The sequence below is a fragment of the Micromonospora sp. DT63 genome (assembly GCF_049841615.1).
Classification (GTDB): domain Bacteria; phylum Actinomycetota; class Actinomycetes; order Mycobacteriales; family Micromonosporaceae; genus Micromonospora.
This window is the reverse complement of record NZ_JBNCKQ010000008.1, coordinates 235,037-257,822: the sequence shown is the minus strand read 5'-3', so window position 1 is coordinate 257,822 and position 22,786 is coordinate 235,037. Positions and strand designations below refer to the sequence as shown.

General features: G+C 72.7%; 22 protein-coding genes. 17 read left to right on the top strand and 5 right to left on the bottom strand.

Annotated elements, in window-relative coordinates; translation table 11 throughout:
* Window positions 1-16: 16 nt before the first annotated feature.
* The 4 genes from ACLQ27_RS27080 to ACLQ27_RS27065 are packed head-to-tail and all read right to left on the bottom strand — an operon-like array spanning window position 17 to window position 2,364.
* Window positions 17-751 (bottom strand): ABC transporter ATP-binding protein, encoded by a 735-nt coding sequence (locus ACLQ27_RS27080; protein ID WP_425869293.1) that lies wholly within the window; start codon window positions 749-751, stop codon window positions 17-19.
* The gene (locus tag ACLQ27_RS27075; RefSeq protein WP_357576082.1) at window positions 748-1,350 is read right to left on the bottom strand and encodes a PadR family transcriptional regulator; all 603 of its coding nucleotides are present in this window, start codon (window positions 1,348-1,350) and stop codon (window positions 748-750) included. Before ACLQ27_RS27075 ends, ACLQ27_RS27080 begins: the two co-directional genes overlap by 4 nt.
* 52 nt (window positions 1,351-1,402) lie before the next feature.
* A complete protein-coding gene (locus ACLQ27_RS27070) occupies window positions 1,403-1,840 on the bottom strand; it encodes a ferritin-like domain-containing protein (protein ID WP_234584279.1) in 438 nt (145 codons plus the stop codon).
* The gene (locus ACLQ27_RS27065; protein ID WP_357498085.1) at window positions 1,837-2,364 is read right to left on the bottom strand and encodes a hypothetical protein; all 528 of its coding nucleotides are present in this window, start codon (window positions 2,362-2,364) and stop codon (window positions 1,837-1,839) included. Before ACLQ27_RS27065 ends, ACLQ27_RS27070 begins: the two co-directional genes overlap by 4 nt.
* Before the next feature lie 154 nt (window positions 2,365-2,518).
* Here ACLQ27_RS27065 and rimP point away from each other — a divergent pair, with 154 nt between their 5' ends.
* The 17 genes from rimP to ACLQ27_RS26980 all read left to right on the top strand — a co-directional run bounded on the left by rimP (window position 2,519) and on the right by ACLQ27_RS26980 (window position 20,410).
* Window positions 2,519-3,259 (top strand): ribosome maturation factor RimP, encoded by a 741-nt coding sequence (gene rimP, locus ACLQ27_RS27060; protein WP_357497948.1) that lies wholly within the window; start codon window positions 2,519-2,521, stop codon window positions 3,257-3,259.
* On the top strand, window positions 3,256-4,299 hold the full coding sequence (nusA, locus tag ACLQ27_RS27055; protein WP_234584281.1) for a transcription termination factor NusA: 1,044 nt from the start codon (window positions 3,256-3,258) through the stop codon (window positions 4,297-4,299). The genes rimP and nusA overlap by 4 nt, the downstream gene beginning before the upstream one ends.
* A gap of 16 nt (window positions 4,300-4,315) precedes the next feature.
* A complete protein-coding gene (locus ACLQ27_RS27050; protein ID WP_357576084.1) occupies window positions 4,316-4,648 on the top strand; it encodes a YlxR family protein in 333 nt (110 codons plus the stop codon).
* Window positions 4,649-4,741: 93 nt separating this feature from the next.
* Window positions 4,742-7,756, top strand: coding sequence for a translation initiation factor IF-2 (gene infB / locus ACLQ27_RS27045; protein ID WP_425869290.1), 3,015 nt, complete (start codon window positions 4,742-4,744; stop codon window positions 7,754-7,756).
* A 90-nt stretch (window positions 7,757-7,846) separates the two neighbouring features.
* A complete protein-coding gene (locus ACLQ27_RS27040; RefSeq protein ID WP_234588255.1) occupies window positions 7,847-8,143 on the top strand; it encodes a DUF503 domain-containing protein in 297 nt (98 codons plus the stop codon).
* Between the two features lie 126 nt (window positions 8,144-8,269).
* On the top strand, window positions 8,270-8,758 hold the full coding sequence (gene rbfA, locus ACLQ27_RS27035) for a 30S ribosome-binding factor RbfA (RefSeq protein WP_357576085.1): 489 nt from the start codon (window positions 8,270-8,272) through the stop codon (window positions 8,756-8,758).
* Complete coding sequence (locus tag ACLQ27_RS27030; protein ID WP_357576086.1) at window positions 8,755-9,813, top strand: DHH family phosphoesterase; 1,059 nt, start codon at window positions 8,755-8,757, stop codon at window positions 9,811-9,813. The genes rbfA and ACLQ27_RS27030 overlap by 4 nt, the downstream gene beginning before the upstream one ends.
* A gap of 124 nt (window positions 9,814-9,937) precedes the next feature.
* Complete coding sequence (locus tag ACLQ27_RS27025; protein WP_234588258.1) at window positions 9,938-10,345, top strand: hypothetical protein; 408 nt, start codon at window positions 9,938-9,940, stop codon at window positions 10,343-10,345.
* Window positions 10,345-10,554 carry a DUF6186 family protein gene (locus tag ACLQ27_RS27020; protein ID WP_425869352.1) on the top strand — a complete coding sequence of 70 codons (210 nt, stop codon included), beginning with the start codon at window positions 10,345-10,347 and terminating at the stop codon, window positions 10,552-10,554. Before ACLQ27_RS27025 ends, ACLQ27_RS27020 begins: the two co-directional genes overlap by 1 nt.
* 450 nt (window positions 10,555-11,004) lie before the next feature.
* Window positions 11,005-12,327, top strand: coding sequence for an MATE family efflux transporter (locus ACLQ27_RS27015; RefSeq protein WP_425869287.1), 1,323 nt, complete (start codon window positions 11,005-11,007; stop codon window positions 12,325-12,327).
* A gap of 100 nt (window positions 12,328-12,427) precedes the next feature.
* On the top strand, window positions 12,428-13,342 hold the full coding sequence (truB, locus tag ACLQ27_RS27010) for a tRNA pseudouridine(55) synthase TruB (protein WP_425869350.1): 915 nt from the start codon (window positions 12,428-12,430) through the stop codon (window positions 13,340-13,342).
* A 77-nt stretch (window positions 13,343-13,419) separates the two neighbouring features.
* Complete coding sequence (locus ACLQ27_RS27005; protein WP_234588260.1) at window positions 13,420-14,349, top strand: bifunctional riboflavin kinase/FAD synthetase; 930 nt, start codon at window positions 13,420-13,422, stop codon at window positions 14,347-14,349.
* A gap of 191 nt (window positions 14,350-14,540) precedes the next feature.
* Complete coding sequence (gene rpsO, locus ACLQ27_RS27000; protein WP_007456699.1) at window positions 14,541-14,810, top strand: 30S ribosomal protein S15; 270 nt, start codon at window positions 14,541-14,543, stop codon at window positions 14,808-14,810.
* Window positions 14,811-15,035: 225 nt separating this feature from the next.
* Window positions 15,036-17,429, top strand: a complete 2,394-nt coding sequence (locus tag ACLQ27_RS26995; protein WP_234588262.1) for a polyribonucleotide nucleotidyltransferase — start codon at window positions 15,036-15,038, stop codon at window positions 17,427-17,429.
* A gap of 47 nt (window positions 17,430-17,476) precedes the next feature.
* The gene (locus ACLQ27_RS26990; RefSeq protein WP_425869284.1) at window positions 17,477-18,874 is read left to right on the top strand and encodes a M16 family metallopeptidase; all 1,398 of its coding nucleotides are present in this window, start codon (window positions 17,477-17,479) and stop codon (window positions 18,872-18,874) included.
* 199 nt (window positions 18,875-19,073) lie between these two features.
* Window positions 19,074-19,826, top strand: coding sequence for a 4-hydroxy-tetrahydrodipicolinate reductase (gene dapB, locus ACLQ27_RS26985; RefSeq protein ID WP_357497933.1), 753 nt, complete (start codon window positions 19,074-19,076; stop codon window positions 19,824-19,826).
* Between the two features lie 113 nt (window positions 19,827-19,939).
* Entirely contained in the window at window positions 19,940-20,410 is a 471-nt protein-coding gene (locus tag ACLQ27_RS26980) for a GNAT family N-acetyltransferase (protein ID WP_425869282.1), read from the top strand.
* Window positions 20,411-20,562: 152 nt separating this feature from the next.
* Here ACLQ27_RS26980 and ACLQ27_RS26975 read toward each other — a convergent pair whose 3' ends face one another.
* Window positions 20,563-22,707 carry a glycogen debranching N-terminal domain-containing protein gene (locus ACLQ27_RS26975; RefSeq protein WP_425869280.1) on the bottom strand — a complete coding sequence of 715 codons (2,145 nt, stop codon included), beginning with the start codon at window positions 22,705-22,707 and terminating at the stop codon, window positions 20,563-20,565.
* Between the last annotated feature and the right edge of the window lie 79 nt (window positions 22,708-22,786).

Below are 22,786 nucleotides of genomic sequence, written 5' to 3'. Positions count from 1 at the left end.
GGCGACCGGCGCAGGGTCAACGGTCGCTGCCGGACAGCAGTTGCTCGACGCTGCCCAGCGGGGCCGTCGTGTCGACCAGAACGCCGTCGCGCAGGAACACCACCCGGTCGGCCCAGCCGGCGTGGCGCGCTTCGTGGGTGACGAGGATGCCGGCGGCGCCCGCGTCGACCCGGCGGCGCAGCAGGTGCAGCACCGCCTCGCCGGTCTGCGAGTCCAGGGCACCGGTGGGTTCGTCGGCGAGCACCAGCCGCCGCTCGCCGACCAGCGCGCGGGCGATCGCCACCCGCTGCTGCTGACCACCGGAGAGCTGGTCCGGGAAGCGGTCACCCAGCGCCGGCAGGCCCACCTCGGTCAACGCGGCCAGAGCCGCCGCGCGGGCCCGCCGGCCGCCGATGCCGTCGAGCTCCAGCGGGAGCGCGACGTTCTCCAGGGCGCTCAGGCTGCCCAGCAGGTTGAGCTGCTGGAAGATGTAACCGATGCGACGGCGGCGCAGTTGGGCCAGCCCGCGGCGATCCAGCGCCCCGAGCGGCTGGCCCTCGACCCGGACGTCGCCGCGGGTCGGTCGGTCCAGCCCACCGGCGAGAGCCAGCAGCGTCGACTTGCCCGAACCGGACGGACCCATCACGGCGACCAGCTCGCCCGGCCGGACGACCAGGCTCACACCGCGCAGCGCGTGGACCGCCGCCGGGCCGGAGCCGTGGGTGCGGTGGACGGCGCGCAGCTCCAGCACCGCGTCGTCCGTTCCGCTCACCGTCGCGCCTCCTCGTCGACCCACCGCGCGCCGTCCGACGCCCCGGGGTCGGGCGGCCGGGGCGGGTGCGTCGTCGGCCCGTTGGGCTGATGCCGGACCAGGCTGCTCTCGCAGTGGTCCAGCCACCGCACCTCAGCCTCTGCCTGGAACACCATCGAGTCCAGCACCAGCCGCCACGGCATGTCCTCCGGGCGGTCGCTGCCGTACTTCAACCGGGTCAACTCCTGCAACGTGCGCATCGTCGCGCTGCGCTGGGCCTGCACCACCGAGCGGACGTCCACTCCGGGGGTGGTGAGCGCCAGGGCCAGTTTGATCGCCAGCTCGTCGCGGGGGCGGTCGTTACGGCTGATCGGGGTGGCGAACCACAGCGCGAGGTCCGCCCGGCCGGCGTCGGTGATCTCGTACGGGCGCTGCCCGGCCTCGCTCTCCGGCAGCGGGCGCACCAGACCGTCCCGTTCCAGCCGGGACAGCGTGGTGTAGACCTGCCCGATGTTCAGCGGCCAGGTCGAGCCGGTCGACTCCTCGAACGCGGCGCGCAGCTGGTAGCCGTACATCTGGCCGCGTTCGAGAAGGGCGAGCAGCCCGTGACGGATGGACATGGCAACGGAGTATGCATACCTGGTATGCGCTCCGCAACCGGAGCGGACCGGCTCAGCTCGGGCGGCCGGGAAATGCGACAGTCAGCGGGGTCACCCCTGCGGTCTTTCGCCACCGCGTGGCCCGTACGGCGTACTCGACGAGGGCGGCCAGTGCCTGGTCGCGGTCCGGGCCGGTGGTGGACGCCAACGCGGCCCGCCAGTGCGCCGCGGTGCGCTCCTCCACCTCGACGGCGAGCCGCAACGCGCTCGCCCGGTCGGTGACGGGAAACGGCAGGGCGTACCCGGCCCGGCCCGGCGGAACGGTGCCGCCGGTGGTGCTGAGCTGCACCACCAGGGCGTCGCGCCGGCGTCGGTGCGCGGCCTCCGCCTGGTGTGCGAGGTCGCGTGCCGCCCCGGTGAGGCGGACGCCGATCCGCCCGTAGGCGTAGATCGCCGCGTACTCGGCGGAGAGGGCGGCGGCGAGGGCCTCCCCGGCGGTGGGCTGCCTCACTTCAGTGCCTCCTGGTGGGTGGCCCGGGCGGCGGCGATCGACCCGAGCAGCGCCGCCCGCTCGGCGGGCGCCGCCGCGCAGGCCGCGGTGGCCGACTGTTGTGCGGTCTTCTCCCGCGCGCGCAGGGCGGCCAGCGCGTCGGCCGGCTCGGTCGCCGCGGTGGCGCTCGGGTCGGCGGCGGGCGCGGACCCGAGAGTGACGCCGATGACCCGGGCGAGCTCGGTGGCGTGCGCGGTGTGTGTCTCGGCGATGGGGCCGAGGCGGTCGGCCAGGTCCGGGTGGGCGGCGGCGCCCGCCCGGTAAGCGGCGGCCAGGCCCAGCGCCTCGTCGACCATCGGGCGCAGCGGGTCCGGCGGTGGCGCCGGCTCGTCGTCGCGGTCGAAAAGATCACAGCCGGTCAGCGGCGCCGCTGCGCAGCCGAGCGCCAGCAGTGCCCCGGTGCGCAGGAGCTTTCGCCGGTTATGTCCGGATACTTGGTCGCGCGGTGTCGTTCTGCCGATCCCCACCGGGCAAGTGAACACCATCCGCGCCGGTCCGGGGGCCATCGCCGTCGGTGCGCCGCCCGGTCCGCCGCCGGGCAGGCGCGTTACGCTCTGCGCAGCCACCGGCGCGTCCGCTCCGGTGGCGTGCCGGCATGGCGGGACGAGGGTCCCGGTCGACCAGGGAAAGGGTGCGCAGATGACGCAGCGTGGCCGTGCCACCAGGTCGACGGGTCGACCCCGCGACGGCGCGGGCTCCCGCGGACCACGCGACGGCGCCACTCCGCGCGCCGCCGCCCCGCGCGGCGGCGGTGATCTCGCGGCACGACGCACCCGGTTGCGGACCGTGATCGAGCCGGTGGTCAACGGCGTGGGCTACGACCTGGAGGACCTGTCGGTCTCCCGGGCCGGCCGCCGGCACGTGGTGCGGGTGATCGTGGACGCCGACGGCGGCATCGACCTGGACGCGGTCGCGGACGTCTCCCGTGCGGTCTCGGCCGCGCTGGACGCCGCCGAGGAGACCGACGGCGACATTCTCGCCGGGGAATACCAGCTCGAGGTCAGCTCGCCGGGTGTGGACCGGCCGCTCACCCTGCCCCGGCACTGGCGGCGCAACGTGGGCCGGCTGGTCAAGGTCACCGTCCGGGGCGCGGCAGCGCTGCCCGGCCAGCGGGGCGAGCAGCCCTCCGGGGATCGCCAGCTGACCGGCCGGGTGGTCGGGGCCGACGACGAGACAGTGCAGTTGGAGACCGACGCCGGCCGCGACTCCTGGGCGTACGCCCAGTTGGGTCCGGGCCGGGTGCAGGTCGAGTTCACCCGCCTCGCCGAGCTGGGCGAGCCGGACGACACCGACGAGTTCGACGACGCGGACGACGCGGACGAGAACGACGATTCAGACGACATCGACGACGAAGATGATGTGGAGGACGAGGAGAGGTGAACATCGACCTCGCGGCGCTGCGCGCACTCGAGCGCGAGCGGGAGATCCCGTTCGACACGATTCTCGCGGCGATCGAGACCGCGTTGCTGACCGCCTACCGGCACACCGACGGCGCCGAGCCGCACGCCCGGGTGGAGATCGACCGCAAGTCCGGCGCCGCCCTGGTGTACGCCCAGGAGATGGACGCCGACGGTTCCCTGGTGCGCGAGTGGGACGACACGCCGCACGACTTCGGGCGGATCGCCGCGATGACCGCCAAGCAGGTGATCCTCCAGCGTCTGCGGGAGGCCACCGACGAGGTGCACTTCGGCGAGTACGTGGGCCGCGAGGGTGACCTGATCACCGGCGTGGTGCAGGCGCACGAGACCCGTACCGAGAAGGGCATCGTCAGCGTCGACCTGGGCAAGCTGGAGGGCGTGCTGCCGCAGTCCGAGCAGGTGCCCGGCGAGCGGTACGCCCACGGCGAGCGGGTCCGGTGCGTGGTGGTGCACGTGGCCAAGGGCATGCGCGGCCCGCAGATCACCCTGTCCCGGTCGCACCCGGCGCTGGTCAAGAAGCTGTTCGCGCTGGAGGTGCCGGAGATCGCCGACGGCACTGTCGAGATCGGCGCGATCGCCCGTGAGGCAGGTCACCGTACGAAGATCGCCGTCCGCTCCACCACCCCCGGGGTGAACGCCAAGGGCGCCTGCATCGGTCCGATGGGCCAGCGGGTGCGCGCGGTGATGAGCGAGCTGCACGGTGAAAAGATCGACATCATCGACTGGTCGGACGACCCGGCCACCTTCGTCGGCAACGCGTTGTCGCCGGCCAAGGCGCTGCGCGTCGAGGTGGTCGACCTGGCCGGCCGGGCCGCCCGGGTGACCGTCCCGGATTTCCAGCTCTCGCTCGCCATCGGCCGCGAGGGGCAGAATGCCCGACTCGCTGCCCGGTTGACCGGTTGGCGGATCGACATCCGGTCCGACGCGGAGCAGACCGCGCCCGCCGCGCGCGGGGCGGCGGAGCACGTGCCGGAGCCGGGCGGCGCGATCTCGGGCAGCTAGGGGTAGACTTCCTCCAGTGGTACGACGCGCGCAGCCGGAGCGCACCTGTGTGGGCTGCCGGAAACGTGCGCCGGCCAGCGAATTGCTGCGGATCGTCGCGATCGGGGACGAGGCTGGTCACAGCCTCCGGCCTGATCCGCGCCGCAGGCTGCCGGGTCGGGGAGCGAACATGCACCCGGATCCGGCCTGCTTCGCGCTGGCGGTGCGGCGCCGCGCCTTCGGGCGAGCGCTGCGCATCACCGAGGTCCTCGACCACGGTGTGCTGGCAGAGCACGTCGATGCGCCAACCACTACGTCCGGTCAGCCCGACCGGGCGAGGGTCGCTAGCAGGGTAGGACGACCGACATGAGCACACGATGAAGTCCCTGAAATGACCAGGCTTCAAGTGCACGAGTGAGGTCGCTGCGGGTGCTGCCCGCACGACCTCGGAGTGAGGAGTGCAGTGGCAGGCAAGGCCCGCGTACACGAGCTTGCAAAAGAGCTCGGGGTCGAGAGTAAGACCGTTCTCGCCAAGCTGAAGGAAATGGGCGAGTTCGTCAAGTCCGCGTCCAGCACGGTCGAGGCGCCCGTCGCCCGACGGCTGCGTAACGCTTTCGTCGCGTCTTCCGGTGCTCCGGCGCCGGCAGCCCCGTCGGCGCCCGCGCCGACGCCGGCTTCGACGCCGACCCCGACGCCGTCTCCGACCCCGGGTGCCCCCCGGGTCTCGGCGAAGCCGATGCCGCCTCGGCGGCCGGCCGCGCCGGCACCCGGTCCGAAGCCCAAGGGTCCGGTGCCCGGTGCGCCGCAGTCGGCGGCCCCGGTCGCCAAGCCGGCGAGTGCCCACGACATCGAGGTGGCGGCCGCCGAGGCGCGTGCCGCCGCGCTGAAGGCTGAGCAGGAGGCCGCGGTCAAGGCCGCGCAGGCCGCCCGCCAGCAGCAGCGGGAGAACCCCGTTCGCCGGGAGCCTCCGGCGGAGGGCAACCGTCCGGGTCCGCGGCCGGGTCCGGCCGCGATGCCGCCCCGTCCCGGTTCGCCGGCCGCTCGGCCGAGCACGCCGGCGCCGGGTCCCGGTGCCCGACCGGGCGGTCGTCCGCCGGCGCGCGGCGCCGGTAACAACCCGTTCGGCATCCAGGGTGGCCAGCAGCAGCGGCCGCCGGCCGCGGGTGCGGGTGGCCCCCGGCCCAACAGCCCGGCGGGTATGCCGCCGCGGCCGAGCCCGAACTCCATGCCGCCGCGGCCCAGCCCGGCGTCCATGCCGAGTCAGCGCCCGGCTGCCGGTCGTCCCGGCCCGGGTGGCGCCGGTCGTCCCGGTGGCGGCGCAGGTCGCCCCGGTGGCGGTGGCGGCGGGTTCCGTGGTGGTCCCGGCGGCGGCGCCGGTGGTGGCGGCGGTTACCGCGGCGGCCCCGGTGGCGGCGCGGGTGCCGGCGGTGGCGGTGGCTACCGTGGCGGTCCCGGCGGCGGTGGCGGTGCTCCCGGCGGTGGTTTCCGTCCGGGCGCACCCTCGGGCGGCGGCGGTCGTCCGGGTGCCGGTGGTCGTGGCCGTGGCGGCGGCGCCGCGGGTGCCTTCGGGCGTCCGGGTGGCCGGCCGACGCGTGGCCGCAAGTCCAAGAAGCAGCGCAGACAGGAGTTCGACAACCTGTCGGCTCCGACCATGAGCTCGGGTGCTCCCCGGGGTCAGGGTCAGGTCGTCCGGCTCTCCCGTGGCGCCTCGCTGTCGGACTTCGCCGACAAGATCAACGCCAACCCGGGTTCGCTGGTCCAGGAGATGTTCAACCTGGGCGAGATGGTCACCGCGACCCAGTCCTGCTCTGACGAGACCCTGCAGCTGCTGGGTGTGCACCTCGGCTTCGAGGTGCAGATCGTCAGCCCGGAGGACGAGGACCGCGAGCTGCTCGCGCAGTTCAACATCGACCTCGACGCGGAGGTGGCCGAGGAGCGTCTGGTCAGTCGTGCGCCGGTCGTGACCGTCATGGGTCACGTCGACCACGGTAAGACCAAGCTGCTCGACGCGATCCGTAAGGCGAACGTGGTGGCCGGCGAGGCCGGTGGCATCACCCAGCACATCGGTGCCTACCAGGTCCACGTCCCGCACGAGGGCGAGGACCGCGCGGTGACCTTCATCGACACCCCGGGTCACGAGGCGTTCACCGCCATGCGTGCCCGTGGTGCCCAGGTGACGGACGTCGTGATCCTGGTGGTCGCGGCCGACGACGGCGTGATGCCGCAGACCATCGAGGCGTTGAACCACGCCAAGGCGGCCGACGTGCCGATCGTGGTCGCGGTCAACAAGGTCGACAAGCCGGAGGCCAACCCGGACAAGGTCCGCCAGCAGCTGACCGAGTACGGCCTGGTCGCTGAGGAGTACGGCGGCGACACCATGTTCGTCAACGTGGCCGCGAAGCCGGGCATCGGCATCGAGGAACTGCTCGAGGCTGTCCTGCTGACCGCCGACGCGTCGCTGGAGCTGACCGCTCCGATCGACGGGCCGGCGCAGGGTGTGGCCATCGAGGCGCACCTGGACAAGGGTCGCGGTGCGGTGGCGACGGTGCTCGTGCAGAAGGGCACCCTGCGGGCGGGCGACTCGATCGTCGCCGGTGGGGCGCACGGCCGGGTCCGGGCCATGCTCGACGAGAACGGCAACCAGCTCACCGAGGCCGGTCCGGCGCGTCCGGTCATGGTGCTGGGTCTGACCGCGCCTCCCGGCGCGGGCGACACGTTCCTCGCCGCGGCGGACGACCGTACGGTGCGGCAGATCGCCGAGCAGCGGCAGGCGCGGCGGCGGGCGGCGTCCTTCGCCAACTCCCGTGGTCGGGCCACTCTTGAGACGCTCATGGAGCAGCTCAAGGAGGGCGAGAAGACGTCGCTCAACCTCATCCTCAAGGGCGATGTCTCCGGTTCGGTGGAGGCTCTGGAGGACGCGCTGTTCAACCTCGACATTCCCGAGGAGGTCCAGCTCAAGGTCCTCGACCGGGGTGTCGGCGCGATCACCGAGAGCAACGTCATGCTCGCGAGTGCCTCGTCGGAGCCGGTCACGATCATCGGCTTCAACGTGCGGGCCTCGAACAAGGTCCGCGAGATGGCCGACCGCGAGGGCGTGGAGATCCGGTACTACACGATCATCTACCAGGCCATCGAGGAGATCGAGGCAGCGCTCAAGGGCCTGCTCAAGCCGGAGTACGAGGAGGTCGAGCTGGGCACCGCGGAGATCCGCGACGTCTTCCGCTCGTCCAAGATCGGCAACATCTCCGGTTGTATCGTCCGGTCGGGCATCATCCGGCGCAACGCGAAGGCACGCCTGCTGCGGGACGGGGCGGTCGTGGCGGACAACCTCACGATCACCTCGCTCAAGCGGTTCAAGGACGACGCCACGGAGGTCCGCGAGGGCTTCGAGTGTGGTCTGACCCTGGGTGGTTACAACAACGTCCAGGTCGGCGACGTCATCGAGACCTTCGAGATGCGGGAGAAGGCTCGCGGCTGATCCGGCAGTGACACGCTGATCAAGGGGTTTACGCCAACCGGCGTAAACCCCTTGATCATGCGGGGCGGGTTGCCGGTATCGTCCTGGGCGATGTTCACCGGAAACGCGGTCTTCGACCTGCTGCTGCCGGGCGACTCCCGGTCGCTCAAAGCCAAGAGATCATATGTACGGCCGATCGTGGCGGCGCTGCGCCGCTTCGAGGTCTCGGCCGCCGAGGTGGGTGCGCTCGACCTGCACGGTCGAGCGGAGATAGCGGTGGCGGTGGTCGCCGCCGAAGCGGCGCACGTCCGCGAGGTGCTCGACTCGTGCGAGCGCCTGGTGGCCGCGCGCCCCGAGGTCGAGTTGTTGTCGGTCCGGCGCCGGCTGTACGGCGTGGACGACGACTGACCCGGGGTGCCGGCGGTGCCGGGCGACTGGCGCCGCCGCAAAGGTAGTGTTCGACATGTTGGCCGGTCGGCCGGCGGCCCCGGGTCGCCGGGTCGGCCGGGAGCAGGACGCCGTGGAGGTGGCGAGATGTCTGATCCGGCCAAGGTACGCCGGCACGCGGAACGGGTGCGTGAGCTGGTCGCGTCGGTGGTGCGGAGCCAGATCAAGGACCCGCGGCTCGGCATGATCACCATCACTGATGCCCGGATCACCGCTGACCTGCGCGACGCGACGGTCTTCTACACGGTGCTCGGTGACGCGGTGGCCCAGGCGGACACGGCGGCGGCTCTGGAGAGCGCCAAGGGGCTGCTACGCAGCACGGTCGGCAAGGCCCTCGGGTTGCGGCACTCGCCGACGCTCACCTTCGTGCTGGACGACGTGCAGGACCAGGTCAAGCACATCGACGATCTGCTCGCCGCCGCCCGCAACGCGGACGCGGAGGTGCAGCGGCTCGCCGCCCGGGCGGAGTACGCGGGCGAGGCACAGCCCTACCGGGTCGACGAGGACGAGACCGACGACGAGACCGACGAGGCCGCCGACGTCCCGGAGAACCCCCGGGGTGGGGCAGCGCGGTGACGGCCGCCGCCGGTGCACAACTCGTCGCGCCGGTCGACACCGGCCCGGCCGAGGCGGACTGGGCCGCGGCCGAGGCGCTGATCCGCGCCGTCGGGCCGACCAGCCGGGTGCTGCTGATCTGCCACGTCAACCCGGACGGGGACGCGCTGGGCAGCATGCTCGGTTTCGGTCTGGGTCTGCGCCAGCTCGGCGTATCCGGGTTGCAGGCGACCTTTCCCGGGCCGCCGGAGGTGCCCGAGCCGTTCCGGGGGCTGCCCGGCTTGGAGCTGCTGGTCCCGGCCGGCGCCGCGGATCCAACCCCGGATCTGGTGATCTGCTTCGACGCGGCCAGCGAGTCGCGCCTCGGTGAGCTGGCCGGTCGGCTGTCGACGGCTCCTGCCGTCCTGGTGCTCGACCACCACGCCTCGAACCCGGGCTTCGGCTCCGTCAACCTGGTCGACCCGCGGGCCGCCGCCACGTCGGTGGTGGCCGAGCAGCTGTTGGCGCGACTGGGCGTACCGCTGGATCGGGCCATCGCCGAGTGCCTGTACGTGGCGTTGACCACGGACACCGGCTCGTTCCGGTTCGAGGCGACCACTCCGGCGGTGCACCAGCTCGCCGCCCGGCTGCTGTCTACCGGCATCTCGCCCGGGGACATCTCCCGGCGGGTGTTCGACACCCGACCCTTCGGCGCGGTCCGCCTCTTCGGGGAGGTCCTCGGCCGTGCTCGGCTGGAGCCGGCCGCGGCCGACGGTCTGGGGCTGGTGTGGACCTTCGCCACCCTCGACGACCTCAGCCGCCACGATCAGCGGCCGTACGTCCTGGAGGCGTTGATCGACTCGGTGCGGTGCACCGCCGAGGCGGACGTGAGCTGCGTGCTGAAGCAGACCGCCGCCGACGAGTGGGCCGTGTCGATGCGGAGCAAGGGCGCGGTGAACGTCAGTCGCGTGGCGGTGGCGCTGGGCGGGGGTGGCCACACGTTCGCGGCCGGGTTCACCGGCCGGGGGACCGCCGAGCACGTCATCGAGGCGATCCGCGGCGAGCTGACCGGGGCACTGATCACCGGCGACGCCTGACACCGTTCCCGGGCCGCCCGACGCCACCGACCCGTCCACGTTCTGATCCGGGGCGGGAAGTTCAGGGTCAGCTCCGGGGAGTGTTGGTCTTCCCGCGCTGTGTGAGAACGGGAAGAATTGCGGGATGGAGCAGCCGCACGACCTCACCGTGGAGGCCCCCCGAGCCTGGGACCGGCCCGCCGTCTCCGTTCCGGTTCTCCTCTGCCTGTCCCTCGTCGGCGGCCGGTTCGCGTCGTTCTCGACCGAGGCGAATCTCTACACGCTCGGCACCGGCGGCGTGTTGATCTGGCTCGGTCTGAACAGCCGGGTGCCCCGGCGGCCGGCGCCGCGTCGGCTGGGGCCGGGAGCGGCGTGGTGGGCACTGCCGGTGGTGGTCTTCGGGGTCTTCGAGGGCGCGACCTTCGTGTTGGCCGTGGGCGACGACTTTCCCACCTTCTCCCGGTTGGCCGACCCCTTGCTGGAGGATCATCTGACCCGGTCGGCGGCCTGGTTCGCCTGGCTGGCCGCGTTCTGGGGGTTGGTGCGGCGATGATGCGGGCTCTCGCGATCGGCGGTTTCATCACCGCGCTGGCCCTGTTCGTCGGGGTCGAGTGGCTGGCCCGGCGGGAGGGATCCCGCATACCGACCCTGGGCGAGGTCTGCGCGTACGTGATGCGCTACGAGGTCGGGTCGGTGCCGGTGGGCAGGATCGGTCTGTTCGGGTTCTGGTGGTGGCTGGGCTGGCACTTCCTGGCCCGCTGAACCGGGTCGCCGCCCGTCCAAATGGCGGGAACCGAGAGCAGCATGTGGACCTGAACGATAACTTGGGAGGCGGCCGGCATCACGTGGTGATGCAGGTCGTGGGCGGTGGTGCCACACCTCGCGCTGCCTCCCTCCAGGGTCGGACCGACCCGGGCTCACGCTGCCCAGTCGGCTGCTCCGGTAACCCCGGACCGCCGTGGGGCGCTCAGCACGACCGCCCGTGAGGGCTGCCGCGTGCCGGTGGCTCGCACCCTGGAAGGAGCGCCACCATGCCGAACAAGCCCAAGCCCGAGACCACCACCGACGACGCCCGCGAGCAGGCCCGCCGCGCGCTGCAGACGTCGATGGACACCCGCCAGTGAGCCAGTCCGCCGAGCGGTGACGCCTCCGCTGGAGTAAGTCCTCGGCGGGATTGCGATCCTTACCGTCGTCGTGCCAGGATCGGCGGCGATGAGCCACCCTGCCACCACCGACCGATCCGCCTCGCCGCGCCGCATCGCCGGCCTCGCGTTGCCAGCCCTCGTCGTCCTCGCCGCCGAGCCGCTCTACGTGCTCGTCGACACGGCAGTCGTCGGTCACCTCGGTCGGGTGCCCCTCGCGGCGCTCGCCGTCGGCGGCACGGTGATGACGCTCACCGCCTGGCTCGGCACCGTCGTCGCGTACGGCACCACCGGGCGGTCGGCCCGCCGCTTCGGCGCCGGCGACCGGGCGGCCGCCGTGGCCGAGGGAGTCCAGTCGTCGTGGCTCGCGTTCGGCGTCGGGCTGCTTGTCGCGATCGGCATGCAGATCGGCGGGGGCGCGCTGGCGCGTACCCTCGCCGGAGGTCCCGGCGACGTCGCCGACGCCGCCGCCGGGTGGCTGCGCATCGCGGCGCTCGGCGCCCCCGGCCTGCTGCTCGCCGCCGCCGGCAACGGCTGGCTGCGCGGTGTGCAGGACACCCGGCGGCCGCTGTTCTTCGTGCTCGGCCCCAACCTGCTCTCCGCCCTGCTCTGCCCGCTGCTGGTCTATCCCGCCGGCCTCGGCCTGACCGGTTCGGCGGTCGCCAACGTGGTCGCCCAGACGATCGCCGGTGGGCTCTTCGCCGCGGCGCTGGTCGCCGAACGGGTGTCGCTGCGGCCCCGACCCCGGGTGATCCGCCAGCAACTCGTGCTCAGCCGGGACCTGCTGATCCGCGGCGTGGCGTTCCAGGCCAGCTTCCTCTCCGCGACTGCCGTGGCCGCCCGCTTCGGCGCCGCCGCCGTCGGCGCGCACCAGATCGCCCTGCAACTCTGGTTCTTCACGGCGCTGGTGCTCGACGCCCTCGCCATCGCCGCGCAGTCCCTGGTCGGCGCCGCGCTGGGCGCCGGCGACGCGGCGGACGCCCGTGCGCTGGCCCGCCGGATCGGCGTGCTCGGCGGCGTCTGCGGCGTCGCCTTCGCGCTGCTGATCGCCGCCGGAGCCGGCGTCGTGCCGTCCTGGTTCAGCTCCGACGAGCAGGTACGCGAGCAGGCCATGGTGGCCTGGCCGTGGTTCGTGGCCATGCAGCCCCTGGCCGGGGTGGTGTTCGCGCTCGACGGCGTGCTGATCGGCGCGGGCGACGTGCGCTACCTGCGCAACCTCACCATCGTGGCGGCGCTCGGCGGTTTCCTGCCGGCCATCTGGCTGGCGTACGGGCTGGACCTGGGGTTGGGCGGCATCTGGGCCGGGCTCACCCTCTTCGTGGCGATCCGGCTGGTCGCCCTGCTGCTGCGCCTGCGCAACGGCGCCTGGGCCGTGGTCGGCCCGACCCGCTGACGGACCGACCCGGCTCAGCAGTCCTCGCCGCCGCCGGGCCGCCACCCCGGGGTGTACGCCTGCGGGCGGGCGGGAGGGCGCCGGGCGACTCCGGTCGCCGCTGGGCTGTCTGGCAGGCTTGGACGACGTGAGCACCCCCGATGGTCTGATCGTTGTCGACAAGCCCGGCGGCATGACGTCGCACGACGTGGTGGCGCGGATCCGCCGGCTGGCGAAGACCCGCCGCGTCGGGCACGGCGGCACCCTCGACCCGATGGCCACCGGTGTCCTGGTGATCGGTGTGGGGCGGGCCACCCGACTGCTGACCTACGTCATCGGCGCGGGCAAGAGCTACACCGGCACGATCCGGCTCGGCCAGGCCACCGTCACCGACGACGCCGAGGGTGACGTGATCGCCAGCACCCCGGCCGGCCACGTCACCGACGAGGCCGTCCGGGCCGCGCTGACGCCCCTGACCGGCGAGATCGACCAGGTGCCGAGCGCGGTCAGCGCCATCAAGATCGACGGTCAGCGGGCGTACAAGCGGGTGCGTGACGGCGAGAGCGTCGAGCTGCCGGCGCGGCGGGTCACCATCTCCCGGCTGGAGGTGCTGGCGATCCGCCGCACCGAGCCGGACGTGGTGGACGTGGACGTCGACGTCACCTGCTCTTCGGGGACGTACATCCGGGCCATCGCCCGGGACGCCGGCCTGGCGCTCGGCGTCGGTGGGCACCTCACCGCGTTGCGTCGGACCGCGGTAGGTGGCTTCACGCTCACCGAGGCGGCCACGCTCGACGAGTTGGAGCAGCGCGCCCCGGCCGTGGTGAACCTGCCGCTGGACGCGGCGGCCGACCGGTTCTTCCCGCGCCGGGAGGCGACACCCGACGAGGCGAAGGTGCTCGGCCACGGCGGTCCGCTGGACCCGGCCGGCATCGCCGGGCCGTACGCCGTCTTCGGACCGACCGGTGGGCTGATCGCTATCGTCAGCGAGCGGGACGGGCGGGCCCGCGCGGAGATCGTGCTCGCCCCGGCCTGACGGCGGTACGCAGGTCCGTCGGCTTCCGGCCGGCGGTGTCGACCCGCCGACCGGCGGGACAGCAGGAGAGGAACGGCATGCAGCGGTGGCGGGGGTACGACGCGGCGCCCGGCGGCTGGGGACGCTCGGTCGTCACCATCGGCGTCTTCGACGGCGTGCACAAGGGGCACCAGGCGACCATCGGGCACGCCGTGGCCCGGGCCCGGGAGCTGGGCGTGCAGTCGGTGGTGGTCACGTTCGATCCGCACCCGGCCGAGGTGGTCCGCCCCGGCTCGCACCCGGCCGTGCTCACCGAACCGGCCCGCAAGGCGGAACTGATCGAGGCGCTCGGCGTGGACGTGCTCTGCGTGGTGCCGTTCACCCCGGAGTTCTCCCGGCTGCCGCCCGAGCAGTTCGTTCACGACATCCTGGTCGAGCACCTGCACGCGGCGCTGGTGGTGGTCGGCGGCAACTTCCGCTTCGGGCACCGCGCCGCGGGCGACGTGGCGCTGCTGGAGCGGCTGGGCAAGACCTTCGGCTTCGGGGTGGAGGGCGGCCCGCTGGTCGCGCAGGACGGCACGGTCTTCTCCTCCACGTACATCCGCTCCTGCGTCGACGCCGGCGACGTGGGCGCCGCGGCGGCCGCGCTGGGCCGCCCGCACCGGGTGGAGGGGGTGGTGGTCCGCGGCGACCAACGCGGCCGGGTGCTGGGGTTCCCCACTGCGAACCTGCTCTGCCACCGGTACGCGGCGGTCCCCGCCGACGGGGTGTACGCCGCCCGGCTGATCCGTCGTGGGCAGTCCGAGCCGCTGATGTCCGCGGTGTCGGTCGGCACCAACCCGACCTTCTCCGGTCGGGAGCGGCGGGTGGAGGCGTACGCGCTGGACTTCGACGGCGACCTGTACGGCGAGCGGCTGGCCCTGGACTTCGTGGCGCACCTGCGCGGTCAGGTCCGGTACGACTCGATCGAGCCGTTGATCGCCCAGATCGAACAGGACGTCGCACGCACCCGGAGCGCCCTGAGCTGATCATCCACCGGGCCGCGCAGGCCCTTGGCCGGGTGTTACCCGTGGGTGCTGGTAGTCTTGCGGGGACGTCGGGTGACCGGCGTGGGGCCTCGCGTGCCTGCTCGACGCCGCGGGTGCGAGGTACCGGTCCGTTCCCGGGTCCATCGGGACGACGGACACCTACTTGATCAACCCATCGAAACAGGGAGAACATGGCGCTCGACCAGGAAGCCAAGGCCAGCATCCGCGCGGAGTACGCGACCGCCGAGGGCGACACCGGTTCGCCGGAGGTCCAGGTCGCGGTCCTCACCAAGCGGATCGCCGAGCTGACCGAGCACCTGAAGGTGCACAAGCACGACCACCACAGCCGCCGTGGGCTGCTGCTGCTGGTCGGCCGTCGCCGTCGGCTGCTCAACTACGTCCAGAAGAAGGACATTGCCCGCTACCGGACGCTCATCGAGCGGCTCGGTCTGCGCCGGTGACGTGACGGGGGAGTGGCCGACCGGCCGCTCCCCCGATCGGCGTCCCACCTGAAGAACACGGGCCGCGCGACCAACCCGAGAGGGAGCCGGTCAGCGTACCGGTCTCCGGTAGTGGCCCCCGGGAACCCGGCAGCACGCCGGCACCCGGGCGCTTCGATCGAAGACCGGCCGGCTGAGCAGCTCCCCGACGTCGCGGGCCCACGACGCGAAGGAGCACGACAGCACATGACCGAGACCAAACTCGGCACCGAATCCCGCACCGCCGTGATCGACAACGGGTCCTTCGGCACCCGCGAGATCACCTTCTCCACCGGTCGGCTGGCTCGCCAGGCCGCCGGTTCCGTCATCGCCCAGCTGGGCGAGACGGTGGTTCTCTCCGCCACCACCGCCGGTAAGCACCCGAAGGAGCAGTTCGACTTCTTCCCGCTGACCGTCGACGTCGAGGAGCGGATGTACGCCGCGGGCCGGATCCCCGGCTCGTTCTTCCGCCGTGAGGGTCGGCCCAGCGAGGACGCGATCCTCACCTGCCGCCTGATCGACCGGCCGCTGCGCCCGTCCTTCGTGAAGGGCCTGCGCAACGAGGTCCAGGTCGTCGAGACCATCCTCGCGCTCGACCCGCAGCACCCGTACGACGTGGTGGCCATCAACGCGGCCTCGATGTCGACCAAGCTCTCCGGCCTGCCGTTCTCCGGCCCGATCGGCGCGACCCGGGTCGCGCACATCGACGGCCAGTGGGTCGCCTTCCCGACCCTGGAGGAGCTGGCCCGCGCCACCTTCGACATGGTCGTGGCCGGCCGCACCCTCGACGACGGCGACGTCGCGATCATGATGGTCGAGGCCGAGGCCACCCCGAACGCCGTCGCCCTCATCTCGGCCGGCGCCACCGCCCCGACCGAGGAGATCGTCGCCAGCGGCCTGGAGGCCGCCAAGCCGGCGATCCGCGAGCTGTGCCGCGCGCAGAGCGAGCTGGCCGAGGTTGCCGCCAAGCCGGTCACCGAGTTCCCCGTCTTCCTGGACTACCAGGACGACGTGTACGACGCGGTCGCCGACCTGGCCCGCGCCGACGTGGCCGAGGCGATCACCATCGCCGGCAAGGCCGACCGCGAGGAAGCCCTGGACCGGGTCAAGGCCCGGGTCGCCGAGGAGTTGGGCGCTCGGTTCGAGGGTCGGGAGAAGGAGCTCAGCGCCGCCTTCCGCTCGCTGACCAAGTCCGAGGTGCGCAACCGCGTGCTGCGCGAGCAGGTCCGCATGGACGGCCGCGGCCCGCGCGACATCCGGCCGCTGACCGCCGAGGTCGGCGTGCTGCCCCGGGTGCACGGTTCGGCGCTGTTCGAGCGCGGCGAGACCCAGATCCTGGGTGTCACCACGCTGAACATGCTCCGCATGGAGCAGATGGTGGACACGCTGTCCCCGGAGAACCGCAAGCGCTACATGCACAACTACAACTTCCCGCCGTACTCGACGGGTGAGACCGGCCGGGTCGGCTCGCCGAAGCGGCGCGAGATCGGCCACGGCGCTCTCGCCGAGCGTGCGCTGATCCCGGTGCTGCCGTCGCGCGAGGAGTTCCCGTACGCCATCCGGCAGGTGTCCGAGGCGCTCGGCTCCAACGGCTCCACCTCGATGGGCTCGGTCTGCGCGTCGACGCTGGGCCTGCTCTCCGCGGGTGTCCCGCTGAAGGCGCCGGTCGCCGGCATCGCGATGGGCCTCATCTCCGACGAGGTGGACGGCAAGACGCAGTACGTCACGCTTACCGACATCCTCGGCGCCGAGGACGCGTTCGGTGACATGGACTTCAAGGTCGCCGGCACCCCGGAGTTCGTCACCGCGCTGCAGCTCGACACCAAGCTCAACGGCATCCCGTCGGACGTGCTGGCCGCCGCGTTGCAGCAGGCGAACGAGGCCCGGCAGATCATCCTCGGTGTCATGAAGGCCGCCATCGAGGCTCCGGCCGAGATGTCGGACTACGCGCCGCGGGTCACCACCGTCAAGATCCCGGTCGACAAGATCGGCATGGTGATCGGCCCGAAGGGCCAGACCATCAACGCGATCCAGGACGAGACCGGCGCCGAGATCTCCATCGAGGACGACGGCACGATCTACGTCGGCGCGACCAACGGCCCGTCGGCCCAGGCTGCCGTCGACCGGATCAACGGGATCGCCAACCCGACGCTGCCCAAGCAGGGCGAGCGGTTCCTCGGCACGGTGGTCAAGACCGCCGCGTTCGGCGCGTTCATCTCGCTGCTGCCGGGCCGCGACGGCCTGCTGCACATCTCCAAGGTGGGCGACGGCAAGCGGGTCGAGCGCGTGGAGGACTTCCTCAACGTCGGTGACCGGGTCGAGGTCGAGATCGCTGACATCGACGCCCGCGGCAAGATCTACCTGGACAAGGTCCGCCCGGAGGGCGCCGAGGCGCCGGCCGCCGGTGAGGCCGCCGGTGGCGACCGTCCCTCCGGCCGGGACCGGGGCGACCGGGGTCCGCGTGACCGGGGCGACCGCGAGCGTGGCGGCGACCGGGGCGGGCGTGGCCCGGAGCGCGGTGACCGTGGCGAGGGTGGCGGCGGCGGCGAGGGTGGTGGCGAGGGCGGCGAGCGTCCGCGCCGCCGGACCCGGCACAGCTGACCACCAGCACCTGCAACACCCACCCCTCGTCGAACCGGGAGCAACACGTGAGTCGGGCCTTCAGTGCGCCGTTTCCACCGGATCGACGGGGGGTGGCCCCGTCTCGGGACACCGGGGTGGGCCGCTCCGGCGGCGCCGCCCGTGCGGTGACCCGGACGCTCAGCGACGACCCGCTGGGCGGCACGGTACGACGTACCGTGCTGCCCAGCGGCCTGCGCGTGCTGACCGAGGCGATCCCGGCGATGCGCAGCGTGTCCTTCGGCATCTGGGTGGCGGTCGGTTCGCGGGACGAGACGCGTCCGCAGGCCGGTGCCGCGCACTTCTTGGAGCACCTGCTCTTCAAGGGCACCCACAAGCGCACCGCCTTGGAGATCTCCTCGCAGATCGAGGCGGTGGGTGGCGAGACGAACGCCTTCACCACGAAGGAATACACCTGCTACTACGCCCGCGTGCTGGACGAGGACCTGCCGCTGGCGATCGACGTGATGTGCGACCTGGTCGCCGACTCGCTGCTGGAGCCGGCCGACGTGGAGACCGAGCGTGGCGTGATCCTGGAGGAGATCGCCATGCACGACGACGAACCAGGTGACGAGGTGCACGACCTCTTCGCCCGCGCCGTCTACGGCGACCACCCGCTGGGCCGACTGATCTCCGGCACCGAGGAGACCGTCACGCCGATGACCCGGCGGCAGATCCAGAGCTTCTACCGCGGTCACTACACCGCGCCGCAGATCGTCATCGCCGCCGCCGGCAACCTCGACCACGCCGCGGTGGTCAAGCTGGTCCGGCAGGCCGTGCGCGGCACGCCACTGGACAGCGACCCCGCCGCACCGGCCGCACACCGCGCGGCCACTCCGGCGGTACGCACCAAGCCGGCCACCACCCTGGTCGAGCCGAAGGAGACCGAGCAGGCGCACGTCCTGCTGGGCTGCCCCGGCATCGACCGCACCGACGACCGGCGTTTCGCCCTCGGGGTGCTCAACAACGTCCTCGGTGGCGGCATGTCCAGCCGCCTCTTCCAGGAGATCCGCGAGCAGCGCGGCCTGGCCTACTCGGTCTACTCCTACGCCAGCCAGTACGCCGACAGCGGCCTGTTCGCCGTCTACGCCGGCTGCGCGCCGGGCAAGGTGGACGAGGTGCTGGCCCTGACCCGCGCCGAGCTGGCCCGGGTGGCCGCCGACGGGTTGACCGAGTTCGAGGTGGCCCGGGGCAAGGGGATGAGCAAGGGCTCGTTCGTGCTCGGCCTGGAGGACACCGGCTCCCGGATGAGCAGGCTCGCCAAGGGTGAGCTGCTCTACAGCGACCTGATGCCGGTGGACGAGCTGCTCCGCCGGGTCGACGAGGTCAGCGTCGAGGACGTGAACACCCTCGCCGCCGAGCTGCTCAGCCGGCCGATGTCGCTGGCCGTCGTCGGCCCGTTCGGTGAGGGCGACTTCTCCGCCTGAGGGCCGTCGCTCGCAGGGCGGTCGTCCGCAGAGCCGTGGTCTGTTGGGCGGTCGCCCGCAAGGCCGTGGTCTGTTGGGCGGTCGCCCGCAAGGCCGTGGTCTGTAGGGCGGTCGTCCATAGAGCCGGGCACGTCCCGGTCGGTGGAGCGGACCGGATCCGGCAGTGGTGGCGCGTCCCGATTGGGATAGGTTGTGCCGCGTGACTGACGAGCAGGAGAAGACCCGCGTCGGCGTGTTCGGTGCCCGCGGGCGGATGGGCATCGAGGTCTGCAAGGCGGTCGACGCCGCCGACGACCTCGAACTGGCGGCGTCGATCGACCAGGGCGACAGCCGTTCCGCCGTCTCCGGCGCCCACGTGGTCGTCGACTTCACCACGCCGGACGTCGTCATGGACAACCTGAAGTGGTGCATCGAGCAGGGCATCAGCGCGGTCGTCGGCACGACCGGCTTCACCGAGCAGCGGCTGGAGCAGGTACGCGGCTGGCTCGCCGACAAGCCCGGGGTGGGCGTGGTCATCGCCCCGAACTTCGGCATCGGCGCGGTGCTGATGATGCAGTTCGCCGCGCGGGCCGCCCGGCACTTCGAGTCCGTCGAGATCATCGAGCAGCACCACCCGCGCAAGCTGGACGCCCCGAGCGGCACCGCCACGCACACCGCCCGGCAGATCGCCCGGGCGCGCGCCGAGGCCGGTCTCGGGCCGGTGCCGGACGCCACAAAGGACGAGGTGCCGGGCGCGCGGGGCGCCGACATCGACGGGGTACGCGTCCACGCGGTGCGTGCCACCGGCCTGGTCGCGCACCAGGAGGTGCTGTTCGGCGGCACCGGCGAGACGTTGACCATCCGCCACGACTCGTACGACCGGGTGTCCTTCATGCCCGGCGTGCTGCTGGCCGTCCGCGCGGTACGCAACCGCCCCGGCCTCACCGTCGGCCTGGACGCCCTCCTCGACTGACCGGGCCGCTCGTCCGCGCCGATGCCAGCGCAGATCTTGGACACTTTCCGTTCCGCGTTGACGGAAACTGTCCAAGATCTGAAGGCGTTGCGGGTCCGGGTAGCATCCGCCGGATGATCGATGCGGGACACCTGGATCGGGCCGGGCGGAGAGTGACGCTGCGCCCGGTGGACGACGACAACTGGCGGGCGGTCGCCGACGTCGCCCCGCGCGACGACCAGCGTCGGTTCGTAGCCGCGCTGGGCGCTCGGTACCTGCTGCTGAGCAGCCGCTCGCAGGTGTGGACCTCGCTCGCGGTGTACGCCGACGAGACAGTCGTCGGCCACGTCATGTGGGGTGCGGACGACGACGGCTCGCACTGGATCGGCGGAATGCTGATCGACGCCGCGGAGCAGGGCCGGGGCGTCGGCCGGGCCACCATGCAGACGCTGGCGCCCTGGCTGGCGGCCCGAGACGGCAACCCCCCGGTCCGCCTCTCGTACCACCCGGACAACACCCCGGCAGCGGCCCTGTACGCCTCCCTCGGCTTCCACCCCACGGGCAGCGTGGACGACGACGAGCTGATCGCCGAACAAACCCCCTGACCCCCGTCGCCACATCCGGCCCGGCCTGACCGGCGTCGATCATGGAGTTGTGGTGCCCCCGCAAAAGGGACGCATGTGGAGCTGCTGCCCACCACGACTCCATGATCGACGAGGACGGCGGCGGGGGCGAGGGCGGGGGCGAGGGCGGGGGGTTAGCGGGGGTTGGATGGGGTTCTGGGGTGGCGTTGGGTGGGGAGGGTCGAGGTCTTCAGGGGGGTGGGGTGGCCTGTCATCGTGGCTTCGCCGGTGCGGTTCACCGTGACTGTCACCGGTCTGCCGGCCACGCGGAGGTTGGCGGCGCGCACGGCGCCCAGTTCGGGGCCGGCCAGCGGGGTCAGCCGGACCGTTTCGCCCGGTACGTCGGGGTAGAGGCCCGCCGCGGCCTGGAGCAGCAGCACGGCACCCGCCGCGGCCCACGCCTGCGGCCGGCACGCCGCCGGGTACGGCACCGGGCGGTCGAGCAGCGCCCGGTCGTCACCGCCGTACAGCTCCGGCATCCGGTAGTCGAACGCCTCGGCCGCCGCGAGCAGCCCCTCGGCCAGGCCGAGCGCGGCGTCGCGGTGCCCGCCGCGGGCCAGCCCGGCGAGCACGATCGCTGTGTCGTGGGTCCAGATCGAACCGCAGTGGTACGACAGCGGGCTGAAGCCGGCGTCGTCGGTGGACATCGTCCGTAGTCCGAAGCCGCCGGCCAGCGTGTCGGTGGTGAGCAGGCGGGCGACCTGGCTCTCCTCCTCGACGGTGAGCAGGCCGGTGCCGAGCAGGTGACCGATGTTGCTGGTCAGCGAGTCGACGGGGCGCTTGTCGCGGTCGAGGGCCAGGGCGGGCTGCGGGCCGTACCGGCCGTCGACCCAGAAGCTGTCCCGGAACCGGCGGGCCAGCGTGGCGGCGTGCTCGCGCCAGCGGTCCCCATCGGGGCGGCCGAAGGCGTCCAGCAGGGCGGCGCCGTTCACCGCCGCCTCGTGCGCGTACCCCTGCACCTCGGCCAGCACGATGGGCGCTGTGGCCAGGGAGCCGTCGTGGAACCGTACGGCGTCGCCGGAGTCCTTCCAGCCCTGGTTGGACAGCCCGTGGCCGGTGGTGTCGACGTACTCGACGAGGCCGTCGCCGTCGGGGTCGGCGTGCTCGCCGAGCCAGCGCAGGGCGGCCTCCAGGTGGGGCAGCAGAGGCTCGATCTGCTCGGTCGGCAGGCCCCAGCGCCACGCGTCGTGCAGGAGGTTGACCCAGAGCATGGTGGCGTCGACGGTGCCGTAGTAGGCAGGCGGGAGGCGCAGTCCGTTTCCGGGCAGCGCGAACTCCTGCCCGCGCAGCTCGTGCAGGATCTTGCCGGGGGCCTCCCCGGTGGCCGGGTCGACGCGGGTGCCCTGGCGACGGGCGAGGACGCGCAGGGTGCCGGCGGCCAGGTCCGTGCCGAGCGGCAGCATCATCCGGGCCGCCCAGAGGCTGTCCCGGCCGAACAGGGTCAGGAACCAGGGCACTCCGGCGCCGAGGAAGACGTCCCCGGGGGCGCCGGTCTCGGCCAGGCGTAGCCCGCGCAGGTCGTCCAGGCTGCGGTCGAGGAAGCGGACCAGTCGCCGGTCGTCGGCGGTCACCTCGGGTCGGGCCCACTCCGGTTCGCCGCCCGGGGCGATCACGACGGCGCGCGGGTCGTCGATGGTCACCTGCCAGCGCAGCACCGTCTCGCCTCCGGGTGGCAGGTCGATCGGCCAGGCCAGTCGGGGCGCGGTGGCCCGTTCGTCGGCGGTGAGCACGTCGGCGTCGGGCGCGGTGACGGTGACGGTGATGCCCTCCGCCGACCAGGTGAGCAGGCCCGGTTGGCCGGTCTTGGCCTCCAGCGGCACGGCCGCGCCGCCGGACTTGACCACCTCGATGGGCGCCAGGTCGCAGCCGAGGTCGACGCTCACCGTGGCCCGTACGCCGACGGTGGCGGTGGAGACGATCCGCAGCTCCTCGGTGAGGCCGTTGCGAGTGGCCCGCCGGAGCCGGTCGACGCGGACGGTGGGGTCGGGCGTGGGATCGCCGAGCCAGCGTGCCAGGGCCACGAAGCGGACGCCGTGCGGGCCGTCCGCGCTGCGGGTCAGCCCCTCCAGCTCCTGGTCGTCGACCCGCAGTTCGGCCCGGGAGAGCACGCGGGCGTCGGCGTGGAAGACGCCCTGGACGCCGGTCGGGCGGATCTGCCCGGTCGCGTCCCCCAGCGCACTGGTCGGGGCGAGCACCACCCCCACCAACTCGTGCAGGAGGGGTTGCAGCTGGCGTTCGATCACGGTGCGGCTCCAGATCTCGGGGTGCGGGGCGGACATCTTGACAACGCGGCCCCTGGCGGTGCAAAGTGCGAAACATTCCAGAAACTTGAACGATCTAATCCTGCACTATCCGAAT

Coding starts and splice junctions, on each gene's coding strand:
- ACLQ27_RS27075 (WP_357576082.1), bottom strand. CDS start 1,350: ATGTCCATCCGTCACGGGCTGCTCGCCCTTCTCGAACGCGGCCAGATG.
- ACLQ27_RS27065 (WP_357498085.1), bottom strand. CDS start 2,364: ATGGTGTTCACTTGCCCGGTGGGGATCGGCAGAACGACACCGCGCGAC.
- rimP (WP_357497948.1), top strand. CDS start 2,519: ATGACGCAGCGTGGCCGTGCCACCAGGTCGACGGGTCGACCCCGCGAC.
- ACLQ27_RS27040 (WP_234588255.1), top strand. CDS start 7,847: ATGTTCACCGGAAACGCGGTCTTCGACCTGCTGCTGCCGGGCGACTCC.
- rbfA (WP_357576085.1), top strand. CDS start 8,270: ATGTCTGATCCGGCCAAGGTACGCCGGCACGCGGAACGGGTGCGTGAG.
- ACLQ27_RS27025 (WP_234588258.1), top strand. CDS start 9,938: ATGGAGCAGCCGCACGACCTCACCGTGGAGGCCCCCCGAGCCTGGGAC.
- ACLQ27_RS27020 (WP_425869352.1), top strand. CDS start 10,345: ATGCGGGCTCTCGCGATCGGCGGTTTCATCACCGCGCTGGCCCTGTTC.
- ACLQ27_RS27015 (WP_425869287.1), top strand. CDS start 11,005: ATGAGCCACCCTGCCACCACCGACCGATCCGCCTCGCCGCGCCGCATC.
- ACLQ27_RS27005 (WP_234588260.1), top strand. CDS start 13,420: ATGCAGCGGTGGCGGGGGTACGACGCGGCGCCCGGCGGCTGGGGACGC.
- rpsO (WP_007456699.1), top strand. CDS start 14,541: ATGGCGCTCGACCAGGAAGCCAAGGCCAGCATCCGCGCGGAGTACGCG.
- ACLQ27_RS26995 (WP_234588262.1), top strand. CDS start 15,036: ATGACCGAGACCAAACTCGGCACCGAATCCCGCACCGCCGTGATCGAC.
- ACLQ27_RS26980 (WP_425869282.1), top strand. CDS start 19,940: ATGATCGATGCGGGACACCTGGATCGGGCCGGGCGGAGAGTGACGCTG.
- ACLQ27_RS26975 (WP_425869280.1), bottom strand. CDS start 22,707: ATGTCCGCCCCGCACCCCGAGATCTGGAGCCGCACCGTGATCGAACGC.